Source organism: Streptomyces sp. CB01635, from assembly GCF_002803065.1.
Lineage (GTDB): Bacteria > Actinomycetota > Actinomycetes > Streptomycetales > Streptomycetaceae > Streptomyces.
The window spans coordinates 103,359-127,341 of the sequence record NZ_NNBL01000003.1 but is presented as its reverse complement, the minus strand read 5'-3'; the positions used below and the strand labels follow the sequence as shown (position 1 = coordinate 127,341).

Below are 23,983 nucleotides of genomic sequence, written 5' to 3'. Positions count from 1 at the left end.
CTCCCCCGAGCTCCCCCGAGTCGTTTCGTCCGATCGTAAGGGGCGGCCGGGCGCACCCCTGACCGCACCCCGCCCGCGCCTCCGGGCCGCCCACATACCGAGATCCCGGGTCGCACCCTTGACGGCGCGGTACGCCGTATGGATGATCCAAAGGAATCCAGAAATTAAGACCTGGTTCCAGATTTTAGAACCTCCTCTGGCGGCTGACAAGCCGCCGACCCGCAAGGGAGCACCGGAGACCCATGAGCCGCACTGACGCCGCGCCCCAGGCCGAGACCTCGCACACCGCGAGTCAGGGGCGACACCACCCCCGCGCCCTCGCACCCGGCAACCTGATCCTCACCGTGGTGCTCAGCGTGTTCGGCGCCGTCGTGGGCGTACAGCTGCTCGCCACGCTCGGCGTCACCCCCAGCACTTCGCTGATCGGCGCGCTGGCCGCGATGACCCTGGCCCGGGTGCCGCTCGTCCGGTTGCGCGGATTCCGCTCGGTGCACGCCCAGAACCTGGCGCAGACCAGCATCTCCTCGGCCACGTTCGGCGCCGCGAACAGCCTGTTCCTGCCGATCGGCATCCCGTTCCTGTTCGGGATGGACAACATGATCATCCCGATGCTGATCGGTGTCGCCGCCGCGATGCTGGTCGACGCCTGGCTGCTCTACCGCATGTACGACACCCCGGCCTTCCCCGCGAAGAACCCCTGGCCGCCCGGTCTCGCCGCCGCCGAGGCGATCAAGGCGGGCGACGAGGGCGGCCGACGCGCCAAGGTGCTCGGCCTCGGCCTGCTGACCGGACTGGCCGGCGCCGTGTTCACACTGCCGATGTCGGCGTTCGGCGTGGCGCTCATCGGCGGGTTCGCGGCCATGGCCGCCTTCGGCGTCGGCCTGCTGTTCACCCAGTACGCCGAGCCGCTGTTCGGCCTCGATCTGAACGCGATGTACCTGCCGCACGGCATGATGATCGGCGCCGGTGTGGTCGCCCTGGTCCAGGTCGGCCGCACCATTCTCAAGGCCCGGCGCACCGCGGCCGACGAGGCCCGCGCGGCCGCACCGGCCGGCGCGCCGGAAGGCACCCGGGACGGCGCGCAGCGCCTGGGCCGCTCGATGCGCCTGGGTTTCGGCGCCTACCTCGTCATCTCGATCCTGCTCGCGTTCGGCACCGGCGCCGCGGCACACATGAGCCCCGGCATGCTGATCGGGTTCCTCGTGTACGCCACCGTCGCCGCGTTCGTGCACGAGCTGCTCGTCGGTATCGCCTCCATGCACTCCGGCTGGTTCCCGGCCTTCGCGATCGCCCTGATCACGCTGCTGCTCGGCATCCTCATCGGATTCCCGCCCGAAGCGCTCGTCGTCCTGTCCGGCTTCACCGCCGCGACCGGTCCGGCCTTCGCCGACATGGGCTACGACCTCAAGGCGGGCCACCTGTTGCGCGGCGAGAACGCCGACCCGGCCTTCGAGCTGGAGGGCCGCCGCCAGCAGCTGATCGCCGCGATGATCGGCTTCGGCGTCGCCATCGTCGTCGTCCTCGTCTCGTACCGGATGTTCTTCGACAACGGGCAGACCGCCCCGATCGACGCGGCGTACGTCGCCGCGATCAAGGCGGGCCCGTCCGTGGAGACCGCCCAGCACCTCGCCCTGTGGGCGATCCCCGGCGCGATCGTGCAGATCGTCGGTGGCTCAAGGCGCCAGCTCGGCATCCTGCTCGCGACCGGCTTGTTGATCACCACGCCGATGGCCGGCTGGATGGTCGCCGCCGGCATCGCCGTCCGTGTCCTCGCCCCGCGCGTGCTCGGCCCGAAGGCCAAGGAAGACCTGGAGGTCTTCGCGGGCGGCGCGATCGCCGGAGACGCCCTCTACTCGTTCGGCAACGGCGTGTTCAAGGCCGCCAAGTAGCCGGACGCCGTAACCGGACACCCACGACCGGACGACGCCCCCGTCCGTCCTCTCGCACCCGTCCGTCCTCTCGCACATCCTGCACAGAACCACCCTGGGAGACCCCCGTGAAGCGACAGTTGACCCACGACGACATCCGCGCGGCCGTGTACGGCGGAGCCGTACTGGGCGGAGGCGGCGGCGGGTTCGTCGAGCGGGGCCTGCGCACCGCCGACCTGGCCCTCCAGGTCGGCGCGCCCGAGCTGTGGACCGCCGACGAGTTCGCGGCCGACGACCTGACCGCGACCGTGGCCCTGGTGGGCGCCCCTGCCGCGCCCGACCCGCAGGTGCTGCCGACCCACCTGTTGCGCGCCCTGGAACTGCTCCGCCGCGACCTGCCGCGCGAGCTCGTCGCGATCCACACGAACGAGAACGGGGCCGAGACCACCATCAACGGCTGGTTCCACTCGGCGATGACCGGCCTGCCCGTCATCGACCTGGCCTGCAACGGCCGCGCTCACCCGTCCAGTCAGATGGGCGCGATGGGCCTGCACGCGCGGGACGGCTACCGGTCCTACCAGGGCTACGCGGGCGGCAAGCCGTACGCGTACGTCGAGGGCGCGGTCTCCGGCACCCTGGACGCCACCTCGAACGTCGTCCGGCGCGCCTCGGTCGAGGCGGGCGGCTGGGTGGGCGTGGCCCGCAACCCGGTCGAGGTCGGCTACGCCGTGCAGAACGGCGCACCCGGCGCGATCAGCTTCGCCATCGAGCTCGGTCACCGCTTCCTTGGGAACGGCCCGGCGGGCGCCGCGGGGCACCTGGGCGGTGAGATAGCGGTGACCGGCACGGTGCGCGAGTACCGCTGCGAGCAGCGCGAGGGCCTGGACGTCGGCGTCGCGGTGCTGGACGACGCGGAGGGAACGACGCTGCACTTCGTCAACGAGTACATGGCCTTCGAGGCCGGCGGCGAGCGCAAGGCGTCCTTCCCCGACCTGATCACGACGTTCGACGAGGCCGGGCAGCCACTCGCCTCCGCCGATGTCGAGGTCGGCAAGCAGATCAGCGTCCTCGTCGCCCCGGCCGAGAACCTCCAGCTCTCCACGACGATGTTCATGCCCGAGGTGTACGCGCCGGTGGAGGCACTGCTCGGCATCGAGTTCGCCCCGGTGGCGAAGATCCTCGCCGATGCCTGAGCCGCGAGCCGTGGCCGGTGCCGTGGCGGACGCCGGTCCCGTACGGGACTTCTGCGACAAGCAGTGGGACACGGATGTGCTCCCCCTGATCCATGAGCACATCCGTATCCCGGCGGTCAGTCCCGCGTACGACCCGGACTGGGAGGCCCACGGCCACCTCGACCGGGCCGTCGACGCGACGGCAGCGTGGCTGCGGGACGTGCCACTGCCGGGCCTGCGGGTGGAGGTCCTGCGCGCACCCGGGCGTACGCCGCTGATCTTCTTCGAGATCCCCGGCGAGGGCGCGCGCTCCGACGAGACCGTCCTCTTTTACGGCCATCTCGACAAGCAGCCCGAGGGCGACGGCTGGACCGAGGGCCGCACCGCGTGGGAACCGGCCTTCGACGGCACCCGGCTGTACGGCCGCGGCGGCGCCGACGACGGGTCGCGCTGCCCGCCTCGGTGACCGCGGTGCGTGCGCTGGCCGAACAGGGTGCCGCCCGGCCGCGCTGCGTCGGCGTGTTCGAGGCCGGGGAAGAATCGGGCAGCCCCGACCTCGACCACTGGTTCGCACAACTGGCGCCGCGCATCGGCGAAGTGAGCCTCGTGGTCTGTCTGGACTCCGGCGCGGGCGACTACGAACGGCTGTGGCTGGTCACGTCACTGCGCGGGGCCTGCGGGGGAACGCTCGACGTGCGTGTCCTCGGCGACGGCGCGCACTCCGGGGACGCGGGCGGTGTGGTGCCGTCGTCGTTCCGGGTACTGCGGCAGCTGCTCGACCGCCTGGAGGACGGCGCGACGGGAACCTTGCGCCCCAGTGCGCTGCACTGCGAGGTGCCGGACGGACGCCGCGCCCAGACCCGCGAGGCGGCGGCGCTCCTGGGTGACCAGGTCTGGGGGCGCTTCGACTGGTCCGGGGACGCTTCGCCGGTGAGCCGCGATCCCGCGGAGCTCCTCCTGAACCGGGCCTGGCGCCCCAGCCTGGAGGTCACCGGAGCGGACGGACTGCCACCGGTCGCCACCGCGGGCAACGTGCTGCGTCCGCACACCCGGCTCAAGCTCTCCCTGCGACTGCCCCCGACGGTGGACAGTGCGGCAGCCGTCGCGGCCGTCGGCCGCATCCTTGAAGCGGACCCGCCGTACGGCGCGTCGGTCCGCTTCACGCCCGACCCGGTCCTCGCCGACGGCTGGCACGCGCCCGCCGAACTCCCCTGGCTCAGCGCGGCGTTGTCCGCGGCGAGCCGGGCCTGCTTCGACGGGGCGGACGTCGCCCGGATCGGGCAGGGCGGCACGATTCCTCTCATGGGGAGGTTGACCCGGCAGTTCCCCGAGGCCCAGTTCCTGGCCTGCGGGGTACTGGGCCCGGGTGCGAACGCCCACGGCCCGAACGAGTCCCTCCACCTCCCGTACGCGCGACGCCTGACGGCGAGCCTGTCCCTGACCCTGAACGCATACGCCCTCCGGGACAAGACTGCCCGATCAAGCCCCTCCGGCGTTCAAGGGGCGGGGCCGGCCGGGGCGCGTTGACATCCCAGAGCCCTGTGTCACGGTCGTGGAACCGGACTCTGCGACGTTGAGGCCGACCCGTAGCTTGTCGGCCTCAACGTCATGTCGAACTCGGCGCGGCGTCCAGGCCGCGGGCTCTCTGGCGTCGGATCACCGGCACCCCGCGGCCACACGTACCCCGCCATGACCCGAATCCGCCCGGGCATCGACGTGCAAGCCGGCCGAGCCAGGACACCGGTGTCCCGGAACACCACTCGACGGGCCGGGCTGCACGGCGGGCCCGGCCTCCATCCCGATTCGGGCCGAGCGGCGGCGGCTCAGCGGCGAGGGGCGCCGCCCAGCGCCGAGGGTGACTCCCTGGGGGGCGCCCCGAGGCCGGTGGGGCGCGAAAGGAACAAAAGTCCTTGTTCTATGACATCAGTCACAGCGCTCCGCCAATTGACCGGCACCCTTAGTAGATGCGGCATGGCGGACATCTAGTCATTTGTCCGAATTGACCCTAATTCGGATCCTGCTGCACATCCCCGTATTCCGCCCGACCGACCCGCGCGCCCGATGCCCCGTGGCGTAACACTTCTGACGCCGCGACAGCTTCCCCTCGTGCCGCCGTATGCGGGCCGAAGACCCGCACACGGCCCTGGCGAGGTCCCGGGACCTACGAGGTGACGTAGTGGCGGGACCCGTTGTGCTCCCTGCCGAGCCGTTCTAAGAATGACGACTCACAGGACGTCGCCGCAGTTCGGAACCGTGTTCAGGCAGAGCCGACCACGCCCCGGGCGCTCGGCGTCACCGAGCGAGTAGGAGACCCCGTATGAAGTCGTCCCGAACGTCCGCGAGGACCCTCGCCATCGTTCTCGGCCTGGGTCTGGCCTCCAGCGCGCTGGGCGCGGCGGTGCCGGCGAGCGCCCAGACGGCCGCCACCCCGTCCGCTGCCGCCGGTACCTCCGTGGCGCGGTACGCCGGGTCGGTCAAGGAGACTGCGAACAACAAGGCGTTCTTCGACGCCGTGCTCAAGTCGGTCGCCGAGAAGCGCGCCGCCCAGCCCAACGCGCAGGCGGTGACCGTCTACTACAACGCCTCCCAGGCACCGAGCTTCCGTTCGCAGATATCGAGCGCGGCCTCGATCTGGAACAGCTCCGAATCCAACGTCAAGCTCCAGGCAACGTCGAGTGGTGCCGACTTCTCCTACCGCGAGGGCAACGACCCAGACGGGTCCTACGCCTCCACCAACGGCCACGGAGACGGCTACATCTTCCTCGACTACACCCAGAGCCGGCAGAACGACTCAGTCCGCGTCGCCACCCACGAGACCGGGCACGTGCTTGGCCTGCCGGACAACTACAGCGGGCCGTGCAGTGAGCTGATGTCGGGCGGAGGCCCCGGCCCGTCCTGCACCAGCCACTACCCGAACGCCACCGAACGCTCGCGTGTCGACCAGCTGTGGGCCACCGGACTCGCGCAGGCCCCGCACTCCGGCAGGACCTGGGCACGGTGAACCAGGCCCGCTGACCACCCGAGCGCTGCACCGCCGGTACGGACCGTGGCGCCGGACCACGGTCCGTACGTGTGCTCGCCGGGCCGTGCGTTGCACTGTCGCAGTGGTGGCGTCCCTTGCCAATGTCCACTCCGGCCCATATCTGGGGCACAGCCACCTCCGCCGGCTCGTCGTCTCACACCGGTCCCAGCAGACGACCTCGCCGGAGTTGTCCTGCGAAGCGGTCAAGTCGCGAATCCCCCTTAGCGGTCGAGTCGTCGCTGGGCTCCAGGCTGCCAAGTTCTTTGCGCCATCAAGCGGCGACAAACTGACAGCCATACCCGAAACGCCTGGGCGTCCCTGATCCTACGAATGATCAGATCCGACCCGCTTGAAAGGTAGGGCACGCTGAGAGGCCCACATGGATCAGATGAGGCTCGCGAACGGGTGTGGTTTACGGTGCCGTCCGCCTTCGCGCGAAAATGCAACAGGGCGTGGTCTATCTCTGAAGGCCCATGGGCCGACGGTTCGCACGGAGTTCCACCCTCCCGATCAGGGTAGCCGTACGGGCAGCCGCCGACCGCCGATGCCCGTTCGGAAAAGGAGCACGCCCATGCGCCTCTACGCCCAGACCCCGGCACGTCGAAGCCGCCAGATCCTCGCAGACCTGATCGCGGCGGCCCTGATCTACGCCGCGGTGAAGCTGGCCTTGGTCGTGCACGACGCGATCGGGCGACTGGCCGATCCGGGCCGCAAGGCGGAAAGCGCCGGCAACAGCCTCTCCGACGGACTCGTCGACGCGGGCGATGCGGCCTCGAAGGTGCCGTTCGTCGGGGGTCAGTTGAAGAAGCAGCTCGGGTCCGCCGCCGAGGCCGGCACGGGGCTGGCCGACGCGGGTCGTTCGCTCCAGGACACGGTGGGCCACGTGGCCACGCTGACCACGGTCGTCCTGATCGTCATTCCGGTGGTGTTCGTGCTGCTGCTGTGGCTGCCCCCGCGCCTGCGTTGGATCCGCCGCAGCGCCGTCACCCGACGCCTCGCCGCCGATCCGGGTGGCGCCGACCTCCTCGCGCTGCGCGTCCTCACCGGTTCGCAGCGCGCACTCGCCGCGGTGCCCGCGCCACCCGGCGGCCTCGCGGAGGCTTGGCGGCGCGGCGACGAACAGGTCATCGCCGACCTGGCCGCGATCGGCCTGCGGCAAGCGGGTCTACGCGCCTGACGGCTGAGCAGAGGACGCCGATGGTGGGGCGACCTCTACGAGTTGTGCCCCGCTTCGAGTTCTTCCGGCCGCTCATCCTGGAGACCAGTAACCAGACCTTCCCGGTGCCGCTGGACCTGGCTCCCTGCAGGGCAACCTCGGGATCGGGTCAACTCCCCTAGCCATCAAAGGAGTTGTGCTGTAGTTGATCCCGGGGGTGGCGGTGGTGATCGAGCAGCGGCCGCTTCGGAAGGGGATCACGTCGTCGGGCCTGAAGGGCTGAGCGGCGGCGCAGAGTTACTTGGCGTCCTGAAGGGCGGCCTGCCAGACAGGGCTGTCGACGTAGTGGTTGTCGTACAGCTCCGAAGAGTCCTTGATCTCCTCGAAACCGGCCTCGCCCCGCATCACACGGCCCAGCAGGCGCAGGTAGTCGAAGCGCGGCATGCCCGGACTGAAGACGAACAGCACATCCGCCTCGCGGCCCGGGGCCGCGGCGAAGGCGTGCGGAGTATGCGGCGGCACCATCAGGAAGTCGCCCTTCTCCAAAACCTTGACCTCGTCATCGATCAGCACGCGCAAAGCGCCGTCCAAGACGAAGAACAGCTCGGACGCCTTGGTGTGAAAGTGCGCGGGAGCACCGACCGCTCCCTTCGCGAAGGTGGAGCGGTAGCTGGTGAGGGCGCTGCCGTCCGTGCCGTAGTCCGCGAGCAGTGTCATCACGCTGCTGGGGTCCGCAGTGGTCTCGGCGGTGGCGGCACGGGTGAGGAGGGCCTTGGGTGCAGTCTGCGCGTTCATGATGGTGATCCTGCCTCTGAGCTGCGGCTTCGGGCTCTCCCGGCGCCTTGTGAACGCAACTCTATAGAGCAGATAGACCTGTCGTGGGGTGCACTTCGTGGCCCAATTCATGGGTCAATTAGCCGACGTTCACGGGCTGGGCAGTGCTCACCGGGCGTTTCTCCCTCGCCGATCGACACCGGCGTGTCCGTGGCCGCACCTCCTGCCGGGTCACCTCGTCGACGGCCCGGTTCGACAGGTGCCTGCGGATCTGGACGATGGTGAGCGGGGTCGCACGGTGGGCCGCGGCGAAGGGGACCCACCCGTCCACGGCGAGAACCCCAGGGCCGCCGAGGCCAACGTGCCCTCCGAGCCCTTCACGGCGGCCCTGGAGACGATGCGGCCGCTCGCCGGCCGTACGGCCGGACACCGTCAGCGCGACGATCGAGAGCGCCGACGGCTTGAGCCGGATGGGCGAGCTCCAGGCCGACTGACCTCCCGGGCGAGCGGCCCGCACAACTCGGGGTGATCCTGGTGGCATGGGTGGTACCGGTGGCGTTCCCCGGGTCCGGCTGCCCGCCGCCTACCGGGCGGCGGCCCGCCGCTCCGTGCGGGTCACGATGGCCGCCGGCGCCGGGTTCTACCTGTGCCTGTACGGCTTCGGCTCGGCCGAAGCAGCGACCTACGCGCTGTTCGCGGCGGTGTCGCTGGCGGGACTGTCGCACATCCCCGGGACAGGCCGGCAGCGTGCCACGGTGGTGGCGCGGCTGCTGCCGGTCTGCCTGGTGCTGATCATCGTCGGCACCTACCTGTCGGTGCAGACCTGGAGCGCGACGGCGGGGATGCTGGTGGTCGGCTTCGCGCTGGCCTTCTCCGCGGTGGGCGGCCCGCGCCCGGCGGGGGCCGCGCCCGGGCTCCAGCTGATGTACATCCTGCCGTCGTTCCCGCCCTACGACCCCGGCTCGCTCGGCGTCCGGCTGGCCGGAGCCTCGGTGGGCATCGTGTTCCTCGTGCTCGCGGAGACGTTCCTGCTGCCGGATCCTCCCACCGTCCCCTACAGGGAGCTGGCCGCGCGGGCCGCCGACAGCGCCCGGCGGTGTGCCGAGGAGCTGACCGGGCCGCCGTACGCGGTCACCGCCCGGACGGCGCAGGAGGCCCAGGCCGCCAGTAGCGCGCTGCGGTCCTCGCAGGTGCCGGAGGCCGAACGGCCGGCCGGGCCGAGCGTGCGGGCCCGGGGCCTGGCCCACACCGGCCTGGCCACGCGCACCCTGCTGGCGCGGCTGACCGCTCCGCCACAATGGAATCCCGGGCCGGCCGAGTCCGAGGTCTGGCTGGTCGTACTGCGCGCGGTGCGGGACACGGCACGCGAGACGGCCGACCGCCTGCGGGGCCGGGCTCCCGCCGCCGGGGACGCGCACGCCGAGCTGCTGCGGGCCCGTACCGCCCTGGCGGCCGGCCCGGAGGCGGATGCCGCGCCGGCCGCGCTGCGCCGGCACGCGGCGGTGCTGGAGCTCGCGGACGCCGCGCTGGCGATGTCCACGGCGGCGGCCATCGCCGTACGGGGCCGGGCGGGCGCGGCGCAGGCGGCCCCGGGCCGGTTCTGGTACGCCCGGAAGCGCGCGCCGCAGCTGTGGTGGTGGCGGATGGCGGGGCACGCGGGCGCCCGGTCGGTGTTCTTCCAGAACGCGGTTCGGATCAGCCTGGCCCTCGCCGCGGCCCGGTTGATCGCGGGGGTGGACACGCTGCCGCACGGCTTCTGGGTGCTGCTGGCGACCTTGACTCTGACCCGGACCACCGTACGGGAGACCCGGTCGACGGTGCGGGTGGCGCTGACCGGGACCCTGGTCGGCGCGCTGATCGTGGCCGGGCTGCTCACGCTGGTCGGGACCAATATCGCCGTGTACGCGGCGGTGCTGCCGCCGCTGATGCTGATCACGTTCACGCTGGGGCCGGTCAAGGGCATCGGCTGGGCCCAGGCGATGTTCACGCTGGTGGTGGCCCTGGCGTTCGCACAGCTGGCGCCCACGACGTGGCAGCTTGCCGAGTTCCGGCTGCTGGACGTGCTGACCGGCAGTGCCATCGGCGCTGTCTTCGGGCTGCTCGCCTGGCCGCGGGGGGCCCACGACGAACTGCGGCGGTCGATGGCAGTACTGCTGCGCGGCGCGGCGGAGAACGTGGTGGCGACCAGCGCCCAGGTGGCAGCGGGCGGGGTACGGGCGCCGGTGAAAGCCGCGCCGGGCCACCACTCGCTGCAGCACTCGCTGGTCATGGCGGAGTCGGCGTACGCGCAGTTCCAGAGCGAGCCCAAGGGCCTGACCACTGCCCGCCCCGGACGGGATCCGCAGGGCTCGACAGGCCCCCATGAACCCGCCGGCCAGGACGGCTCCCAGGACTGGCAGGCGACTCTGATGGCCGCCCACCACACCCTGTGGGGAGCCGACCGACTGCTGGTGCCGGCCGAGCGAATCGTCGTACCACCCCTGGAGCTGGAGCCGTCGGCGGCCGTGTCCCGCCTCGGGGACCGGGTGGCCGGGCGGATGCTGCTGGTGTCGGCGCGGCTCGATCCGGGTGGCGACACCCCGCAGGCCCCGGTGCCGCTGCGGGACCCCGACTTCGACGGTTTCGCGGTGGAGCCGCCGGGCGCGCCGCGGGTGTACTACGCGGCCGTCTCGTGGCTGGACGCGCTGATGACGGACCTGGAGCGGATCACCGGGGAAGCCGCAGCCGCGTCCCCCGGCCCCTGACGAGCGCGCGCATGGTTGACGGTGACACGTCGAAACTCTGACCGTCGATCACGATCTGTGTGGTGGGGAACCAGGCGCACTTGGCTGCATTGCTGCACCGGCTGCCGATGGAGGTGCTGCGCAGGGCGAGGCTGCTGGTGCGTCCGGATACGGTGCTGCGCCGGCACCACGATCTGGTCGCACGCCGCCACGCTGCCCCTTCCCGGCCGAAGCACTCGGGAAGGCCGCGGACCGTGCGCTCCATCCGGCTCCAGGAGTTGCGGCTTGGGCGGGAGAATCCCGGTCGGGGGTATCGCCGCATCCACGGCGATCCCCTCGTTCTCGGGATCAAGGTGACCGCCCCAATCTGGAAGATCCTTCAGGAGGCTGGGATCGACCCGGCGCCGGAACGCGCTTCCAACAACTGGGCGGACTTCCTGCGCTCCCAGGCCGATGCCCTGCTGGCGTGCGACTTCCTGGAGTCGGTCACGCTGCCCGGGGCGCACCTCGCTCGCGGTGCGGCTGCCGGACGGGAGCCGTGTCCTGTCGCAGCCGTTGACGGCTGCGGACGCTGCGGAGGTGGCCCGGCACGTCCTCGACTCGAGGCCAGAGGCAAGACGCGAACCGGCCCCGCAGGCGGCCGCATCACCACCGCGGGCCTGCGCCGACCACCCACTGGGATGACGTCACCCGACACCTCACCACCGCCGGACAGAGCCTCTTCCAACAAGTAGCCGTGCCGTTCGCAGACCTTGAATGTCTGGTCGGGGGTGCTGGTTGAAGGCATGCACGATCTGCTGGTACGCGGTGCCTTGGTCGTGAGGGCCGGACCGTGATCGGATATTCGGTGTTCTGCCCGCCCCATGAGGACACAAGATGGTGCGCATGACTTTGGCCACCCCCATACTGCACACCGCTCGCCTGCGACTGCGACCCTTCACCGACGCCGACGCGGACCCCCTGTTCGCGCTGCACAGCAGCACCTACGTGATGCGCTACTGGGACTCCCCGCCGTGGACCGACCGGGCCCGCGCCGAGCGTTTCATCGCGATGTGCCGGACGATGGCGGACCAAGGCACCGGGGCGCGGGTGGCCATCGACCGTGCTTCTGACGGGGCCTTCGTCGGCTGGTGCGTTCTGGCCGAATGGAACCCGGACTACCGCAGCGCGTCGTTGGGCTACTGCCTCGCCGAGGCGATGTGGGGCCACGGCTACGCGACGGAGGCGGCACACGCCCTGTTGCAGTGGGCATTCGACACACTGGACCTGAATCGAATCCAGGCCGAGACCGACACGCGCAACGTGGCATCTGCCCGGGTCCAGGAGAAGATCGGATTCATGCGTGAAGGGACGTTGCGGGAAGACTGCGTCGTGAACGGCGAAGTGTCCGACTCGTGGGTGTTCGGATTGATCAGGCGAGAGTGGCGGCCGTCGGCCGTGCCGATTCCAGCCCACGCACAGCGGCGCTGAGCCCGTTTCTGGTTGAGACCGCGTCCGGGTTGAGTGAGGAAGTACGCAGGAGTTCCTGGATCCGCTGGTCAAGCCCGCCCTCGCGCCACAGGCCGAAGTAGTAGAACACCGCCGACCAGGCCGGGAAGTCACGGGGAAGATAGCGCGCTGACAACCCGTCCGATTCTGATGGAAGATCGCTTTTGCGACCGCTCGCAGGTCACAGGCTCCAGGGTCCCCGATCGCCGACCGCGCCACCCGGTCCCGCTTCCAGTTGCCGTCGAGCGAAGACGGTGCGTGTGCTGCGGCATGACGGTGCCCTTCTACGTTCCGGAGAGCGGGGCACGCTCAACTGGTATGACCTGACAGGCCTGTTGAGCCGAGCCCTCCCTGAAGAACACAACACAACCGACACAATGACGCCGCCAGAGTTGTGGCTTCCTGTTTTGCTGCCGGGCCGCAGGAGTTGTCCGCGAACCTTCCCGGACTTGTCCGTGATCGGTAACGGACGCAGCCGTGGGCCCGTACGTCTCGTCCTGCCCAGTGATCGCAAGGTGATCGGGACCGGTGAGGCACTGCGTGAAGGGGACGGACATGGCGCGGCAGAGCAACGGGCGGGGCTGGAACAGCAAGGTGGTGGGGGCCGCGCTCGGGGTGACGTTGCTCGCCACCAGTGCCTCGGTGTGGACCGCGCAGGCCGGTGCCGCGGACGGCTCGTCACCTGAGGCGACGGCCCCGGCCGCACCGGGCGGTGACGTGAGACCGACCGCGGTGACCATCGCACACGCCTCGGACGCGGGGACCCGCGGCATCAACATCACCATCGACGACGGTCCCGACCCCGAGTGGACCCCTCAAGTGCTCGACGTGCTGCGGGAGTTCGAGGTGAAGGCCACGTTCTGCATGGTGGGCCCGCAGGCCCAGGCGCACCCGGATCTCGTGAAGAAGGTCGTCGCGGCCGGGCATCGGCTGTGCGACCACTCGGCGTCGCACGACACCGCCATGGACAAGAAGTCCGAGGCCTACCAGTCACAGCAGATCCTCGATGCCGAACGCATGATCACCAAGGCGTCCGGGGGCGTACGGCCGATGTACTACCGGGCACCCGGTGGAGCCTTCACTCCCTACAGCCGCAAGCTCGCCGCTTCCCGGGGCATGCGCCCGCTGGGCTGGAACGTGGACAGCAAGGACTTCGAGCGTCCGGGTACGGACACCATCGTCGCCACCGTCGAACGGGAGCTGCCCAACGGACCGACGCTCCTCTTCCACGACGCGGGCGGCGACCGCGCCCAGACCGTCGAAGCCCTGCGCCGCACTCTCCCCCAACTCAAGGAACAGGGCTACTCCTTCGGCTTCCCGGTGCGCTGAGACTCGACCCCGGCTCGGCGCTTCGGGGCCGATGCCCCGAACGCAGCCGGCAGTGGCATCGCCGCAGACGTCATCCAAGGCAGAAGCCCATGGCTGCCCGAAGCCCTCCCACCTGCACAGATGAGGTTATCGGCAGGGGCAGGGTGCGCGGCTTGCTGCGGCCCGGCTGCGCGCGGGCGCGTGGGCGCCGGGGGGCTGAGCGGAAACAGCAGTGACCGGCCGGGGGCCTCTCGCGTGTCAGAAAGCCACGGAGGTTGGCCACCGGCCGGCGTCTGTGCTCGGAACTACCGGGACTACATCGTCGGGTCGATGTCCGGCTTGCCCGTACCGCCTGCATGCTCGCTCTGCTCCTTGAGCTGGCGGGCCTTGTCCTTCAGACGCTGACGCTCCTGCGGGTCAGTGGCGCGTTCCGCGGCCTGTTCCAGGTCCTGAGCCTTAGCACGCATCTGCTGGGCACGACCGGTCTCGCCTGCAGCGCTCATGATCACTCCTTGGGTGATGAGGAAGAGCGGGCCACACCAGCGAAACAGGCCTCGTCACCCCCTGCATCTCGAGCGGTCACCCACTGCTATCTGCGCAGTTGGAAAAGCCCTCGCAGTGTCGCCAACAGCGCGAGGAGAGGCGGTGCCTCCGTGCACTGCGCATACGTCAGATCGTCACGAGACATCCGGAGATCGTTTCACGGGCTTGATCGATGCCCGTGTCCTGGTGGCGGCCTTGCGTCGCAGCAGTCAGCAGATTTTGCCCGCCCCAGCCGCCGTGGCCCGCAGCAGATTTCGGAGGAGTCCGACGGTGAGTCCTGCGATCCCCTGAGCCGTGGTCGGCTGCAGAGAGGTCGGCGAAATCAAGTACCGCCGGGGATCGGCTGGGCTGCGCATCCGGCAGCTTCATTGGCTTGGGACGCGAGATGCAGTGCTGGCTGGTCTCGCCCTGCCGGGGTCGACGGAGGAGCATGGGAGATGAGCGACCCAGGGAGGCCCGTCATGAAGTCCGAAGCCTCGGATTACGACACCTGGCTGTACTCTCACACACCCTCCCAAGCTGAGGGCGAGCGCGACGAGCCGGCTGAGCGTGCAGCCCAGCACCCGGACGTCCCCAGGACCGAGCCGTCCCAGGCGGAGGGCGAGCGGGTGGACGACATCAAGACCAGATGACCGCAGCGTGCCGGGCTGGGCGTTGCCGGGCCCGGCTCACTGCGGCTCGGCCCGGACGGCCGTCCTGAAGGCGTCGCCTGTCGCGGCGACTTCGGCTGCGGTGCTCGTCCTGTCGCTGTTCGCCGGACTCCTAGTGCATAGTCCCGCAGGGGTTGCTCACACGGCTGATGGGGCTTGCCGCCGAGTGCGGTGTGGCAGCGATGGCAGTCTGCGGCCGGCAGGGTGGCGTTCCGCCCGCCACCGGCGCATTCGCGCGTGCGCGGTGCCCCTCGAAATGTCCGTCTCGGCGGCCACATAAGCGACTGGGCGGGCGCAGAGCGCACGTGCAACGAGCAGCCACCTGCCGTGATCGGTGGGACACGAAGATGTCCGTGTGGTGCAGTCAGCTGGAGGCGTCGGAGGTGAACGTGACGGGCAGCTGTTCAGGGCCGCGCAGACCGCCCGAGCGCCATCGCAGTTCGCTGGGCGGCACGGCCAGGCTGAGGTGAGGCAGGCGGCGCAGGGCGGTTCCCATGGCGATCTGGCCCTCGAGCCGGGCCAGTGGCGCCCCCAGGCAGTAGTGGATGCCGTGCCCGAAGGCGAGGTGCGCGTTGTCCTGCCGGGTGATGTCCATGCGGTCGGGGTCCGGGAACCGCGCCGGGTCGCGGTCGGCGATGGCGGAGGCGACCAGCACGGTCGCTCCGCGCGGGATCGCCACTCCCGCGATGGCGACGTCCTCGCGCGCGAACCGGGCGATGCCGGGGTTGACCGGTCCGTCGTAGCGCAGGAACTCCTCGACAGCACCGGGCAGCAGTTCCGGATCGTCCCGCAGCATCTGCAGCTGGTCGGGGTGGGCGAGCAATGCGGCGATACCGCTGCCGATCAGGTTGACCGTGGTGATGTATCCGGCCACCAGCAGCAGGAAAGCCATGGCGATCAGCTCGTCCTCGTCCAGCTGGTGTTCCTCGTCCCGGGTGGCGATCAGCGCGCTGAGCAGGTCGTCACCGGGCCGGGCTCGCTTGTCCTGGAGGAGTCCGGTCAGGTACGAGCGCATCTGCCGCCATGCTCGGTCCATCCGGGCCGGGTCCGGCGGCTCGGCTCCTTGAAGGATCATGTCGTCGGTCCACCGGTGGAAGTCGTTCCGGTCGGCGACGGGCACTCCGAGCAGTTCGCTGATCACAGTGACGGGAAGCGGCAGCGCGAAGTCCTCGACGAGTTCGGCCTTGCCTGCGGGCACGATCGCGTCGAGCAACCCGTCGGTGATCTCCTGGACGCGTGGCCGCAGCTCGGCCACCCTGCGGGCGGTGAACGCCTTGGAGACCAGGCGGCGCAGGCGGGTGTGGTCGGGCGGGTCGGAGCGGAGCATGGTGCGCAGCATTGACTCGCGCTCCGTGGCGGGCAGCCGCTCGAGGAGCCGGGGGTCCGAGGCATCGCGGACGTCGCTGCTCAGCCGCGAGTCGGAGAGGGCTGCGAGACCGTCTTCATAGCGTGTGACCAGCCATGCCTCGATGCCACCGGCGAGTACGGCGCGCCGTACCGGGCCGTCCTCGCGCAGCTGCCGGTAGAACGGGAAGGGATCCGCCATGAAGGCCGGATCGGCATAAGGCACAAGGACCGGCTGCTGGCTCATCGGGCCTCCAGGGGTTGTCACGAACCCACACGGCAAAGTTGTCGTTTTTGAGGGTATATGCCTCATCGGCTCGGGTCGTGGATGTCCACCGAAGGGAAGGTGTGCGAGGGAGTTCCTCGACTTTGGCGGAGGTTAGGAACGATCAACGAATCCCGCCGCGCCGCCTGACTGAACGACATCACCACAGCTCACACCGCCGAATCGCATTTCCGAGCGGTACAGGCATACGCGAAGTTCGCCGACAGGATCCGCGAGATCGAACAGTTCAACGCTCCCGAACAGTGGCGATTCGATGGGGAACAGCCCTACACGCGCGCCCCATGGCCGGACCTGCTCCCCACCACCGGTGGCCTTACTCAACTCCAGCCAGATCAGCCGGCCGAGATACTGGACGCGGTCGGGGGCGCCGTCGACTCCTTCGGCGGGCGCTTCACGATGAACTACACCGCCCTGGCCACGACCGCCGTACGCGCCAGCGCACATCAGTCAGCAAGCCCACACCGATACGCATCCGAACTCAACCGCGAGACATCCGGCCGGTCTCCGCAGCTCCGCGCTGACCTGGTGTCCGCACCCTGAGCACCCACATGTCGGCCGCTGATCCTCAACGGCGAGACATGTATAGGTCGAGGGCCTTGTGCAGGACCTTGTTGAGCGGATAGTCCCACTCGCCGAGGTACTCGACGGCCTGGCCGCCGGTGCCGGCCTTGAACCGGAGCAGCCCCAGCAGGTGATTGGCCTCGTCCAGGGTGTCGGTGATACCGCGGAAATCGTAGATGCTCGCGCCGAGTTCGTAGGCGTCGCACATCATCCGCCACTGGATGGCGTTGTTCGGCTGGACCTCGCGCCTGCGGCTGGTGGAAGCACCGTAGGAGTACCAGACGTGCTCACCGACGGTGAGCATCGTGGCGGCTGCCAGTACCTCACCCTCGTGATGGGCGAGGTAGAGGCGCATGCGGTCTTCATCCTCAGCCCGCAGTACAGTCCACATTCGCTGGAAATAGGCCAGCGGGCGGGGGATGAACCGGTCCCGCTTGGCGGTTTCGACGTAGAGGGCATAGAAGGTGGGCAGATCCTCGTAGCCGCCCTGGACCACCTTGACGCCGGCTTTGTCGGCCTTCTTGATGTTGCGTCGCCACTGCTGGTTGAAGTCGCGCTGGACCTCCTCCAGCGTGCGCCCGGCGAAGGAGACCTGGAAGACGTAGCGCGGCTGACCCGCGGCGAAGCCGTCCTCACCCCCGGGCTCGGTCTGCTGCCAGCCCATCCGGCGCAGCCGGTCGGCCAGGTCGAAGGCCCGCGGCTCGTGCGCGGTGGCTTCCACGTCCCGCAGTTGCCGGGCCTGAGGGTCGGCGATCGCGGCCTTGACCACCTCGGCACTCCAGCGGCGGGCGACGACGGGCGGCCCCATCTTCACCGAGAACACGCCCCGCTCCTTCAAATGCGCGAGCATCGGCTCCAGCCACAACTTCAGATCCGTGGCTGCCCAGTCGATGGCCGGCCCTTCGGGCAGGTAAGCGAGGTACCGCTTCAGCTTCGGCAACGGGCGCAACAGCACCAGTCCCACACCGACGAGGCGATCGTCGTCGTCGAACCAACCCAGGCTTTCCGCCCGCCAGTCCGGCTTCACGTCCCCCCACGAGGGAACCTGCATGTGGCTCACCGAGGGACGGGTCGTGACGAAGGCCAGATGTTCCTCGCGGGTGATCGCCTTCAGGCGGTAGCTCATGCGCAGCGCTCCTTCGGTCGGCGAACAAGCCTACTGGGACACAGCTCAGGCATGTCACTCACCGTCACAGATCAGCGGATCTGACACAGCTTCGTACTACCGCACGACGGTCCATCAGACGGGTCAGTCTGACTCCTGCCGAAGGACGCGGCGAGCCGCCTCAGCCTCGGCTGCCGGCGGGGAGAGCTCGTCGAGGACGTCAAGCTCGTCATCCCCCTCCAACTCCCGTTCCCAGGCTGCGGCGAGCCGCTCCTGCTCCTCCCCGGGCCTGGCCACGACGGTCTCTCTGTCCTCAGGCGCCAGGGCCGCCAGGAAGCGTGCGACTGAGTCGTTCGACATGCTAAACACCCCTTCGCTGGGCATGGTGCTGGTCCGGGCTCAGCATGGACAATCAGTCATGCGATCGCGGCCCGACACAGCCGCAGCACACTCGGATGGCGCCACCCAATGCGGTCAACGCACCCGCACGAAGGGGGAGGCAGCAACGTGTCGGCAGGCGCAAGGCGGGATGGCACACGGAGTTCTCCCGAGACGGTCGCCCTGCCGCTCCGGGCGCGGACCCGGCCCGGCGGCCGGACTGCGCCAAGGCGCGGCAGGGGACACAAAGAACAGCTGGAAGACCGGACCGAGGTCAGGCGCGGAGTGTGGCTGACCAACGCCAAGAGCCGGCGGGACAAACTCACCGACGACAAACTCCAGCGGCTCGCGGACCTCGGACTGACCTAGGCGGCTGGTGATTGGGACGCCTAATGACCGGTGACAGCTCTGAAGAGCAGCGGGCACAGGCGGCCGCATGGCGACACGGCCTCAAGTAGATAACCACCCCGTTCCTGCCATGCCTCCCTCTCCTTCCGTCGCGCCCCGGTGGGCCGTGGTGACCGTCTCGCCCATGCCACCCCGGCACCCCTGTCGGGCCGGTAGGGCCAGGCTCGCCGGAGGGGCCGGAGGGGCCAGGCGGGCCGGGCAGACCCTGCTGAACGCTGTTCCCTTGGAGGGCAATGCGCCGTGCTTGGAGTTCGTCGATCTGCTGCTGGTGGGCGACGATCACGACTGCCTGCGCGACGAGCATGACGGTCAGCGCTGCGCCGATTGCAAGGCGGCGTCGCGGGCTACGCCACGCCTCTTTCATACTTTCCACATCATTCCTCACGTTATGTGATGACAAGGAGCAAAGGGCAAGTGCGCGGCAAGGGCGGACCTCTACGTCGAGCGTCCTTCCCGGGGCGACCGGACACACCACTTCTGCCGATCACTGCGGGGAGGGGCTGAAGCACGTCACGGGCGCAGCGCAGGCGGGTGTGCGGACCCATGTTCACCTACTTCGGGCGCCCCTTCGGCGCGCGGAGAAGCCCACGATGCGTCACGGGCTTCGGCGTCTGCTTTCAGGCCACAACCGCTATGAATGCGACGGACCGGGAACGGCCCCCGACGGCCGGATGACGATCCCGCGCCGTGCCACCGGTGCGTCCGGCACTCTCGGCGGCGCTGCACCCCGTCCGGGCGCTGTCCACAACTCCGACTGCACTATCCGGCACCGCGCAAGCGCGGAATACCCTCCAGCGCACGCCGGAGGAGTCGGCCGGTGCGGCCGAGTGTCTAACTTGGATCTGGCGCTGGCGGAGCGACAGCATCCTTCCCGTCCTTCCCGGCCGTGCCGTCCCTCCCGTTCGTGCCCTCCTTCCCGTCCTTCCCGTCTGTGCCGTCCTTGCCTGCCGGGCCGATAGGACCGACGGGGCCCGAGGGACCAGGGGGACCAGACGGCCCTGAAGGCCCAGGTTTTACGCTCGCCTGAACGTCGACGGGCTGCATCCGCAGGTCGTCGATCTGCATTTGCTGGGCGACGAGCAGAGCCGACTGTGCGGCGAGCGCGACGGTCAGCACCGCGCCGAGCACGAGGGGGCGCCGCGGACTACGCAGCACTTCAATCACGCTTCTCACATCACTCCTCACGCTGTGTGACGGCGAAAGTGTAAAGGACGAGGCCGTGGCGGGGGTGGACCTGCGCGTCGAGTGTTTTCCCGGGGCCGCCTCGAGCGCCATACCTCTGCCGCGGCACGAAGGCGCTGAAGCACAACACCGGCGAAGCACGAGGGAGAACCTGGCGCCGTTCAAGGCCAGGAGCGCGAGGCGGCGCCGGATCGGCTACCCGTTGCTCCAAGTGGCTACGGCGAAGGCCCTCGATGCCAGTGCCTGCTCCACCCAGGAACTGGGGCATGGCACGAATACCGAGCGTCGGGAAGTGGTGACGCCACTCCTCGACGGTGCCAATCACCTGGCCTTCTTCGAGACGGTCGAGATCGTCTCGCTGCTCACACAGAACCCCGCGCAGGCCGACCAGTTCGTACGGCGCGCCCTGGGCGATCTCGCCACGGCGCCTCGGGACCTGCAACAAGCGGTGTCGGCACCGACGTTCAGGACATCCGCTGATCGGCCGTCCGCAGGGTGAGTCGGCCCGGATCGTGCATCAAGATGACCGCCCTGCCAGGACGGCCCGACGGGCAAGCACGAGCCGGAGCGAGACGCCACGGTGACCGGCAGGCCAAGGTGACGCTCCGGGGAGCACGCCCGCCAGCACACTCGTCTGGCTCGATCAATGACCGGCAAGGCGTCCCCCAGGACGACCGGATAAAGTGCCGCGTCGGCAGTCTGGTTACCTGAGGAGGTAAGCGTGACCGACATCAGCGAGGCCCGATCCGCGGACGGTGCAGCGCATGCGACCAGGCAGAGCCTGCTGCGCCGCCTGATGCGCTACATCCCTTTGATCGCCCCCATCCTGCTGTGGGCCGTGCCCTGCTGGGTGCTGCTGCACGCCGGCCAGCACTGGCCGCTCCCCGTGGCGCTGGCCGGCACCACCCTGTTCGTCCTCGGTCTGATCGGTATGCCGCTCGCGATGGTGCGCGGCCACGGCCGGCGGCAGCAGGACCGGGCGGCGATCGTCGGAGACACCCTCCTCGGGGCCAGCTGGGTCCTGTTCACCTGGTCCCTCCTGCTCGGCGTCCTGCTGCGCCTCGCCCTGACCGTGGCCGGCGTGGGCGACGGGCAGAACCGGGCCCGGATCGTCACTTGGACGGTCCTCGGCGTGGCCGCCGTGTTGCTCGCCTGGGGATACGCCGAGGCTCGCCGGGTACCACGGGTACGCCACCTCGACGTACAACTCCCGCGCCTGGGAGCCGGATTGGACGGCACGCGCGTCGCCCTCATCACCGACACCCACTACGGCCCGCTCGACCGCGCCCGCTGGTCTGCGCGGGTCTGCGAGACGGTCAACACCCTCGAGGCCGACCTGGTCTGCCACACCGGCGACATCGCGGACGGCACGGCCGAACGCCGCCGCGCCCAGGCCGCCCCGCTCGCCACCGTGCGAGCCACCCGGGCCCGCGTCTACGTCACCGGAAACCACGAGTACTACAGCGAGGCCCAGGGCTGGGTCGACCTGATGGACGAGTTGGGTTGGGAGCCGCTGCGCAACCGCCATCTGCTGCTCGAACGCGGCGGCGACACCCTCGTGGTCGCCGGCGTGGATGACGTCACCGCCGAATCCTCCGGCCTGGCCGGCCACCGCGCCCACCTCGCCGGAGCCCTGAACGGCGCCGACCCCGACCTGCCCGTCCTGCTCCTGGCCCACCAGCCCAAGTTCATCGACCGGGCCGCAGCCGACGGCGTCGACCTCCAACTCTCCGGCCACACCCACGGCGGCCAGATCTGGCCCTTCCACCACCTCGTCCGCATCGACCAGCCCGCCCTCGCCGGACTCAGCCGCCACGGCACCCGCACCCTCCTCTACACCAGCCGCGGCACCGGCTTCTGGGGCCCGCCCTTCCGCATCTTCGCCCCCAGCGAGATCACCCTGCTCGTACTCCGCTCCCCGCAGCGACCACCCACGCAGTAACACGGGGCGGGCCGACAATCCCGCATGCACCGGTTCACCAGACCGCGGCGAACCTTCCCGGTCAGAGCAGTACGGGGCCGCGGGCCCGACGTAGCCGATCACGTCCGCGTCCACGGTCTCCGAGTGCCGGATTCTTTCCAGATCCCCCCGGATCCCGCCTCTCAAGATCCGGACCAGGAGCGGGCCGACTCTGTTCCTCATCGACCGCTGGTCCTATGAAGAATCGGTGTGGCGCCTTGGCGGACCGTGAGGTCAATACGCCTGTGACAGAACGAAGACGTGGCGGAGGACGCCCTGTAACTCAGTGCGAGATACAAATACTTCCGACCGCATGCACCACGCTCGTTCTGGGGGAACACCGTGAAGTACACGCGCATCACCGCTCTCGCCGCCATCGGCGTCGCCGCCACCCTCTCGCTCACCGCCTGTGGCAACGACGGCTCCGGTAAGGACTCGTCCTCCAAGGGCTCCTCGTCCTCGTCTTCTTCGTCCTCGGACGGTGGCTCGAAGTCGGAGGACGGCTCGGGCTCCGGCGGCTCGGAGGCCAGCAACGCAAAGTCGGGCTCCGGTGAGGGCGCCGAGGCAGAGGCAGCCGCGAACGGCGCGACGGAGACCGGCAGCAAGGTCACGTTCTGCAAGACGGAGGACCTGGCCATCGACGCCACAGATGCAGCGCCCGACGAAGAGTCCGGCAGGATCAACATCACCATGATCAACCGCGGTTCGACCACCTGCTCGGCGACGGGCTTCGCGGGCGTCGACATCAAGGACACCGACAACACCTCGAACCCCATCGAGCGCGGCCCCGCCCAGCCGCGTGTCACCATCCTCAAGCCCGGCGACGCCGCCGTCTTCAACCTCGCCTACAACATCGACAACACCGGCAACAGCCTCTCGCGCCCGACCAACATCCTGGTGACGCCCCCGAACGAGACCCACACCGTGACCCTGAAGTGGCCCGCGGGCGCGGGAGACATCAAGGGCGCCTACACCGACGTTCAGGTCTACCCGACACACACGACCAAGTAAGGGCGGTGCGCGCGGCCGGCTCTGGCGGCCAACCGCCGCAGCCGGCCGGGATCTTGGCCAGCCGGCGTGTAGCCGGCCCATGTCAGCGAGCTAGGCGGCGGTCCCGACGTTCTTGGGGCCTCCCCCTGATTGGTGGCCACTCTGATACTGGATCGCTCGGTCCGGAGGAAGCAGGCCTGGTGCCATCCCGGACTGCCGCGGCCATGGAGTGGCCCCGGTCCAGGTCAGCGGCTACTCGGCCTCGTCATTCGTGAGGGGAGAGAGGCGGGGGCGGCGGACGTGGCCCGGTTCTCGGGCGAGCCGGTGTATCGGCGGCCGACCGGGGCGGATGCGGCGGTGCTGCGGGAGGGAGTTCCAAGAGCGGGGGGAGAGGCTGCTGCGGGGGGGTACCGGAGGTGACGCGGCTGGCAGCGATGCGAGGGCGCCGGGCGTGACGGAGCAGGCGGCGAAGCGTTGAACCCAGCGGTCGTGGTGCCTCCGGGCAGAGTGTCCAACGACATTGGACGCCAGTCCCCGTAGCACCTGATGGCAAGCCGTTCAAGAGTGTTTGCTCAACCGCCTTGCTAGCAGGAAGAATCGATCTCGTGGCCAACGCACTGCAGGAATTGGTGAAGAGCCGGCTGGAGCAGCAGGGCTGGTCCTATGGCGACGTGGCCCGGCGCGGCGGCATCCCGCGATCCACCGTTCACCATCTGGCGACCGTCGCGCAGGTGGCCCGTATGCCGCAGCAAGCCACCCTCGAAGGCCTGGCCCGGGGACTGGAACTGCCCCTGGACTCGGTACGGAGAGCCGCCGCCGAAGCCTGCGGAATCCACCTCTACTTCGAGGACCCCGCCGACACCACGTCCGACCCGGAGATCGCCACCCTCATCGCCAGCGTCCAGCGCCTGTCCGACGCCGACCGCCGCCACGTCACCGCACTCATCGAGTCCCTCCTGCGCAGCACCCCCGGCGGTCCCCGCTAGGGGTTTCCCCGCACGGGCGTCCATTGTGTGGCGAAGCATCAGATCGCCGTAAAAATCGTTCCATTGGGGCTATCCTCTC

At 69.7% G+C, this 23,983-nt stretch carries 20 protein-coding genes and 1 pseudogene; 16 read left to right on the top strand and 5 right to left on the bottom strand.

Annotation, left to right across the window (positions count from 1 at the left end):
* Positions 1 to 242 precede the first annotated feature (242 nt).
* The 6 genes from CG723_RS08805 to CG723_RS08785 all read left to right on the top strand — a co-directional run bounded on the left by CG723_RS08805 (position 243) and on the right by CG723_RS08785 (position 7,239).
* Positions 243 to 1,889 (top strand): OPT/YSL family transporter, encoded by a 1,647-nt coding sequence (locus tag CG723_RS08805; RefSeq protein ID WP_100592725.1) that lies wholly within the window; start codon positions 243 to 245, stop codon positions 1,887 to 1,889.
* A gap of 107 nt (positions 1,890 to 1,996) precedes the next feature.
* The gene (locus CG723_RS08800) at positions 1,997 to 3,061 is read left to right on the top strand and encodes an S-methyl thiohydantoin desulfurase domain-containing protein (RefSeq protein WP_100592724.1); all 1,065 of its coding nucleotides are present in this window, start codon (positions 1,997 to 1,999) and stop codon (positions 3,059 to 3,061) included.
* Positions 3,054 to 3,506, top strand: a complete 453-nt coding sequence (locus CG723_RS47435) for a hypothetical protein (RefSeq protein WP_234374212.1) — start codon at positions 3,054 to 3,056, stop codon at positions 3,504 to 3,506. The genes CG723_RS08800 and CG723_RS47435 overlap by 8 nt, the downstream gene beginning before the upstream one ends.
* A complete protein-coding gene (locus CG723_RS08795) occupies positions 3,503 to 4,567 on the top strand; it encodes a peptidase dimerization domain-containing protein (protein ID WP_234374211.1) in 1,065 nt (354 codons plus the stop codon). Before CG723_RS47435 ends, CG723_RS08795 begins: the two co-directional genes overlap by 4 nt.
* A 790-nt stretch (positions 4,568 to 5,357) precedes the next feature.
* A complete protein-coding gene (gene snpA, locus CG723_RS08790) occupies positions 5,358 to 6,041 on the top strand; it encodes a snapalysin (protein ID WP_100592723.1) in 684 nt (227 codons plus the stop codon).
* Between the two features lie 592 nt (positions 6,042 to 6,633).
* Positions 6,634 to 7,239 (top strand): hypothetical protein, encoded by a 606-nt coding sequence (locus CG723_RS08785; protein WP_100592722.1) that lies wholly within the window; start codon positions 6,634 to 6,636, stop codon positions 7,237 to 7,239.
* A 276-nt stretch (positions 7,240 to 7,515) separates the two neighbouring features.
* Here CG723_RS08785 and CG723_RS08780 read toward each other — a convergent pair whose 3' ends face one another.
* A complete protein-coding gene (locus tag CG723_RS08780) occupies positions 7,516 to 8,013 on the bottom strand; it encodes a cupin domain-containing protein (protein ID WP_100592721.1) in 498 nt (165 codons plus the stop codon).
* Positions 8,014 to 8,531: 518 nt separating this feature from the next.
* Between CG723_RS08780 and CG723_RS08770 the strand changes: the two genes are divergently transcribed.
* The 3 genes from CG723_RS08770 to CG723_RS08750 all read left to right on the top strand — a co-directional run bounded on the left by CG723_RS08770 (position 8,532) and on the right by CG723_RS08750 (position 13,532).
* A complete protein-coding gene (locus CG723_RS08770) occupies positions 8,532 to 10,736 on the top strand; it encodes an FUSC family protein (RefSeq protein ID WP_199841702.1) in 2,205 nt (734 codons plus the stop codon).
* Between the two features lie 864 nt (positions 10,737 to 11,600).
* On the top strand, positions 11,601 to 12,185 hold the full coding sequence (locus CG723_RS08760) for a GNAT family N-acetyltransferase (RefSeq protein WP_100593760.1): 585 nt from the start codon (positions 11,601 to 11,603) through the stop codon (positions 12,183 to 12,185).
* 573 nt (positions 12,186 to 12,758) lie between these two features.
* Complete coding sequence (locus CG723_RS08750) at positions 12,759 to 13,532, top strand: polysaccharide deacetylase family protein (RefSeq protein ID WP_100593759.1); 774 nt, start codon at positions 12,759 to 12,761, stop codon at positions 13,530 to 13,532.
* Between the two features lie 293 nt (positions 13,533 to 13,825).
* Here CG723_RS08750 and CG723_RS08745 read toward each other — a convergent pair whose 3' ends face one another.
* Positions 13,826 to 14,014: a DUF6381 family protein gene (locus tag CG723_RS08745; RefSeq protein WP_100592719.1), complete on the bottom strand. Its 189-nt coding sequence runs from the start codon at positions 14,012 to 14,014 to the stop codon at positions 13,826 to 13,828.
* A 501-nt stretch (positions 14,015 to 14,515) separates the two neighbouring features.
* On the opposite strand from CG723_RS08745, the gene CG723_RS46865 reads away from it, so the two are divergent.
* The gene (locus tag CG723_RS46865) at positions 14,516 to 14,686 is read left to right on the top strand and encodes a hypothetical protein (RefSeq protein ID WP_199841701.1); all 171 of its coding nucleotides are present in this window, start codon (positions 14,516 to 14,518) and stop codon (positions 14,684 to 14,686) included.
* Positions 14,687 to 15,068: 382 nt separating this feature from the next.
* Here CG723_RS46865 and CG723_RS08730 read toward each other — a convergent pair whose 3' ends face one another.
* On the bottom strand, positions 15,069 to 16,295 hold the full coding sequence (locus CG723_RS08730) for a cytochrome P450 family protein (RefSeq protein ID WP_100592717.1): 1,227 nt from the start codon (positions 16,293 to 16,295) through the stop codon (positions 15,069 to 15,071).
* 225 nt (positions 16,296 to 16,520) lie between these two features.
* Here CG723_RS08730 and CG723_RS47425 point away from each other — a divergent pair.
* Positions 16,521 to 16,769 (top strand): annotated as a pseudogene (locus CG723_RS47425) (SAM-dependent methyltransferase); the annotation flags it as partial.
* A 130-nt stretch (positions 16,770 to 16,899) separates the two neighbouring features.
* Here the strand turns inward: CG723_RS47425 and CG723_RS08720 are convergent.
* Positions 16,900 to 18,021 carry a lipid II:glycine glycyltransferase FemX gene (locus CG723_RS08720; RefSeq protein ID WP_100592716.1) on the bottom strand — a complete coding sequence of 374 codons (1,122 nt, stop codon included), beginning with the start codon at positions 18,019 to 18,021 and terminating at the stop codon, positions 16,900 to 16,902.
* A gap of 123 nt (positions 18,022 to 18,144) precedes the next feature.
* A complete protein-coding gene (locus CG723_RS08715; protein WP_100593758.1) occupies positions 18,145 to 18,360 on the bottom strand; it encodes a hypothetical protein in 216 nt (71 codons plus the stop codon).
* A 649-nt stretch (positions 18,361 to 19,009) separates the two neighbouring features.
* On the opposite strand from CG723_RS08715, the gene CG723_RS47420 reads away from it, so the two are divergent.
* From CG723_RS47420 to CG723_RS08685, 5 genes are all read left to right on the top strand, one after another.
* On the top strand, positions 19,010 to 19,180 hold the full coding sequence (locus tag CG723_RS47420; RefSeq protein ID WP_234374210.1) for a hypothetical protein: 171 nt from the start codon (positions 19,010 to 19,012) through the stop codon (positions 19,178 to 19,180).
* Between the two features lie 825 nt (positions 19,181 to 20,005).
* Positions 20,006 to 20,467 carry a hypothetical protein gene (locus CG723_RS46860; RefSeq protein ID WP_199841778.1) on the top strand — a complete coding sequence of 154 codons (462 nt, stop codon included), beginning with the start codon at positions 20,006 to 20,008 and terminating at the stop codon, positions 20,465 to 20,467.
* A 222-nt stretch (positions 20,468 to 20,689) separates the two neighbouring features.
* Positions 20,690 to 21,910, top strand: coding sequence for a metallophosphoesterase (locus tag CG723_RS08695; RefSeq protein ID WP_100592713.1), 1,221 nt, complete (start codon positions 20,690 to 20,692; stop codon positions 21,908 to 21,910).
* A gap of 360 nt (positions 21,911 to 22,270) precedes the next feature.
* Positions 22,271 to 22,939, top strand: coding sequence for a DUF4232 domain-containing protein (locus tag CG723_RS08690; RefSeq protein ID WP_100592712.1), 669 nt, complete (start codon positions 22,271 to 22,273; stop codon positions 22,937 to 22,939).
* A 584-nt stretch (positions 22,940 to 23,523) separates the two neighbouring features.
* On the top strand, positions 23,524 to 23,904 hold the full coding sequence (locus CG723_RS08685) for a helix-turn-helix domain-containing protein (RefSeq protein ID WP_100592711.1): 381 nt from the start codon (positions 23,524 to 23,526) through the stop codon (positions 23,902 to 23,904).
* The last annotated feature ends 79 nt before the right edge of the window (positions 23,905 to 23,983 follow it).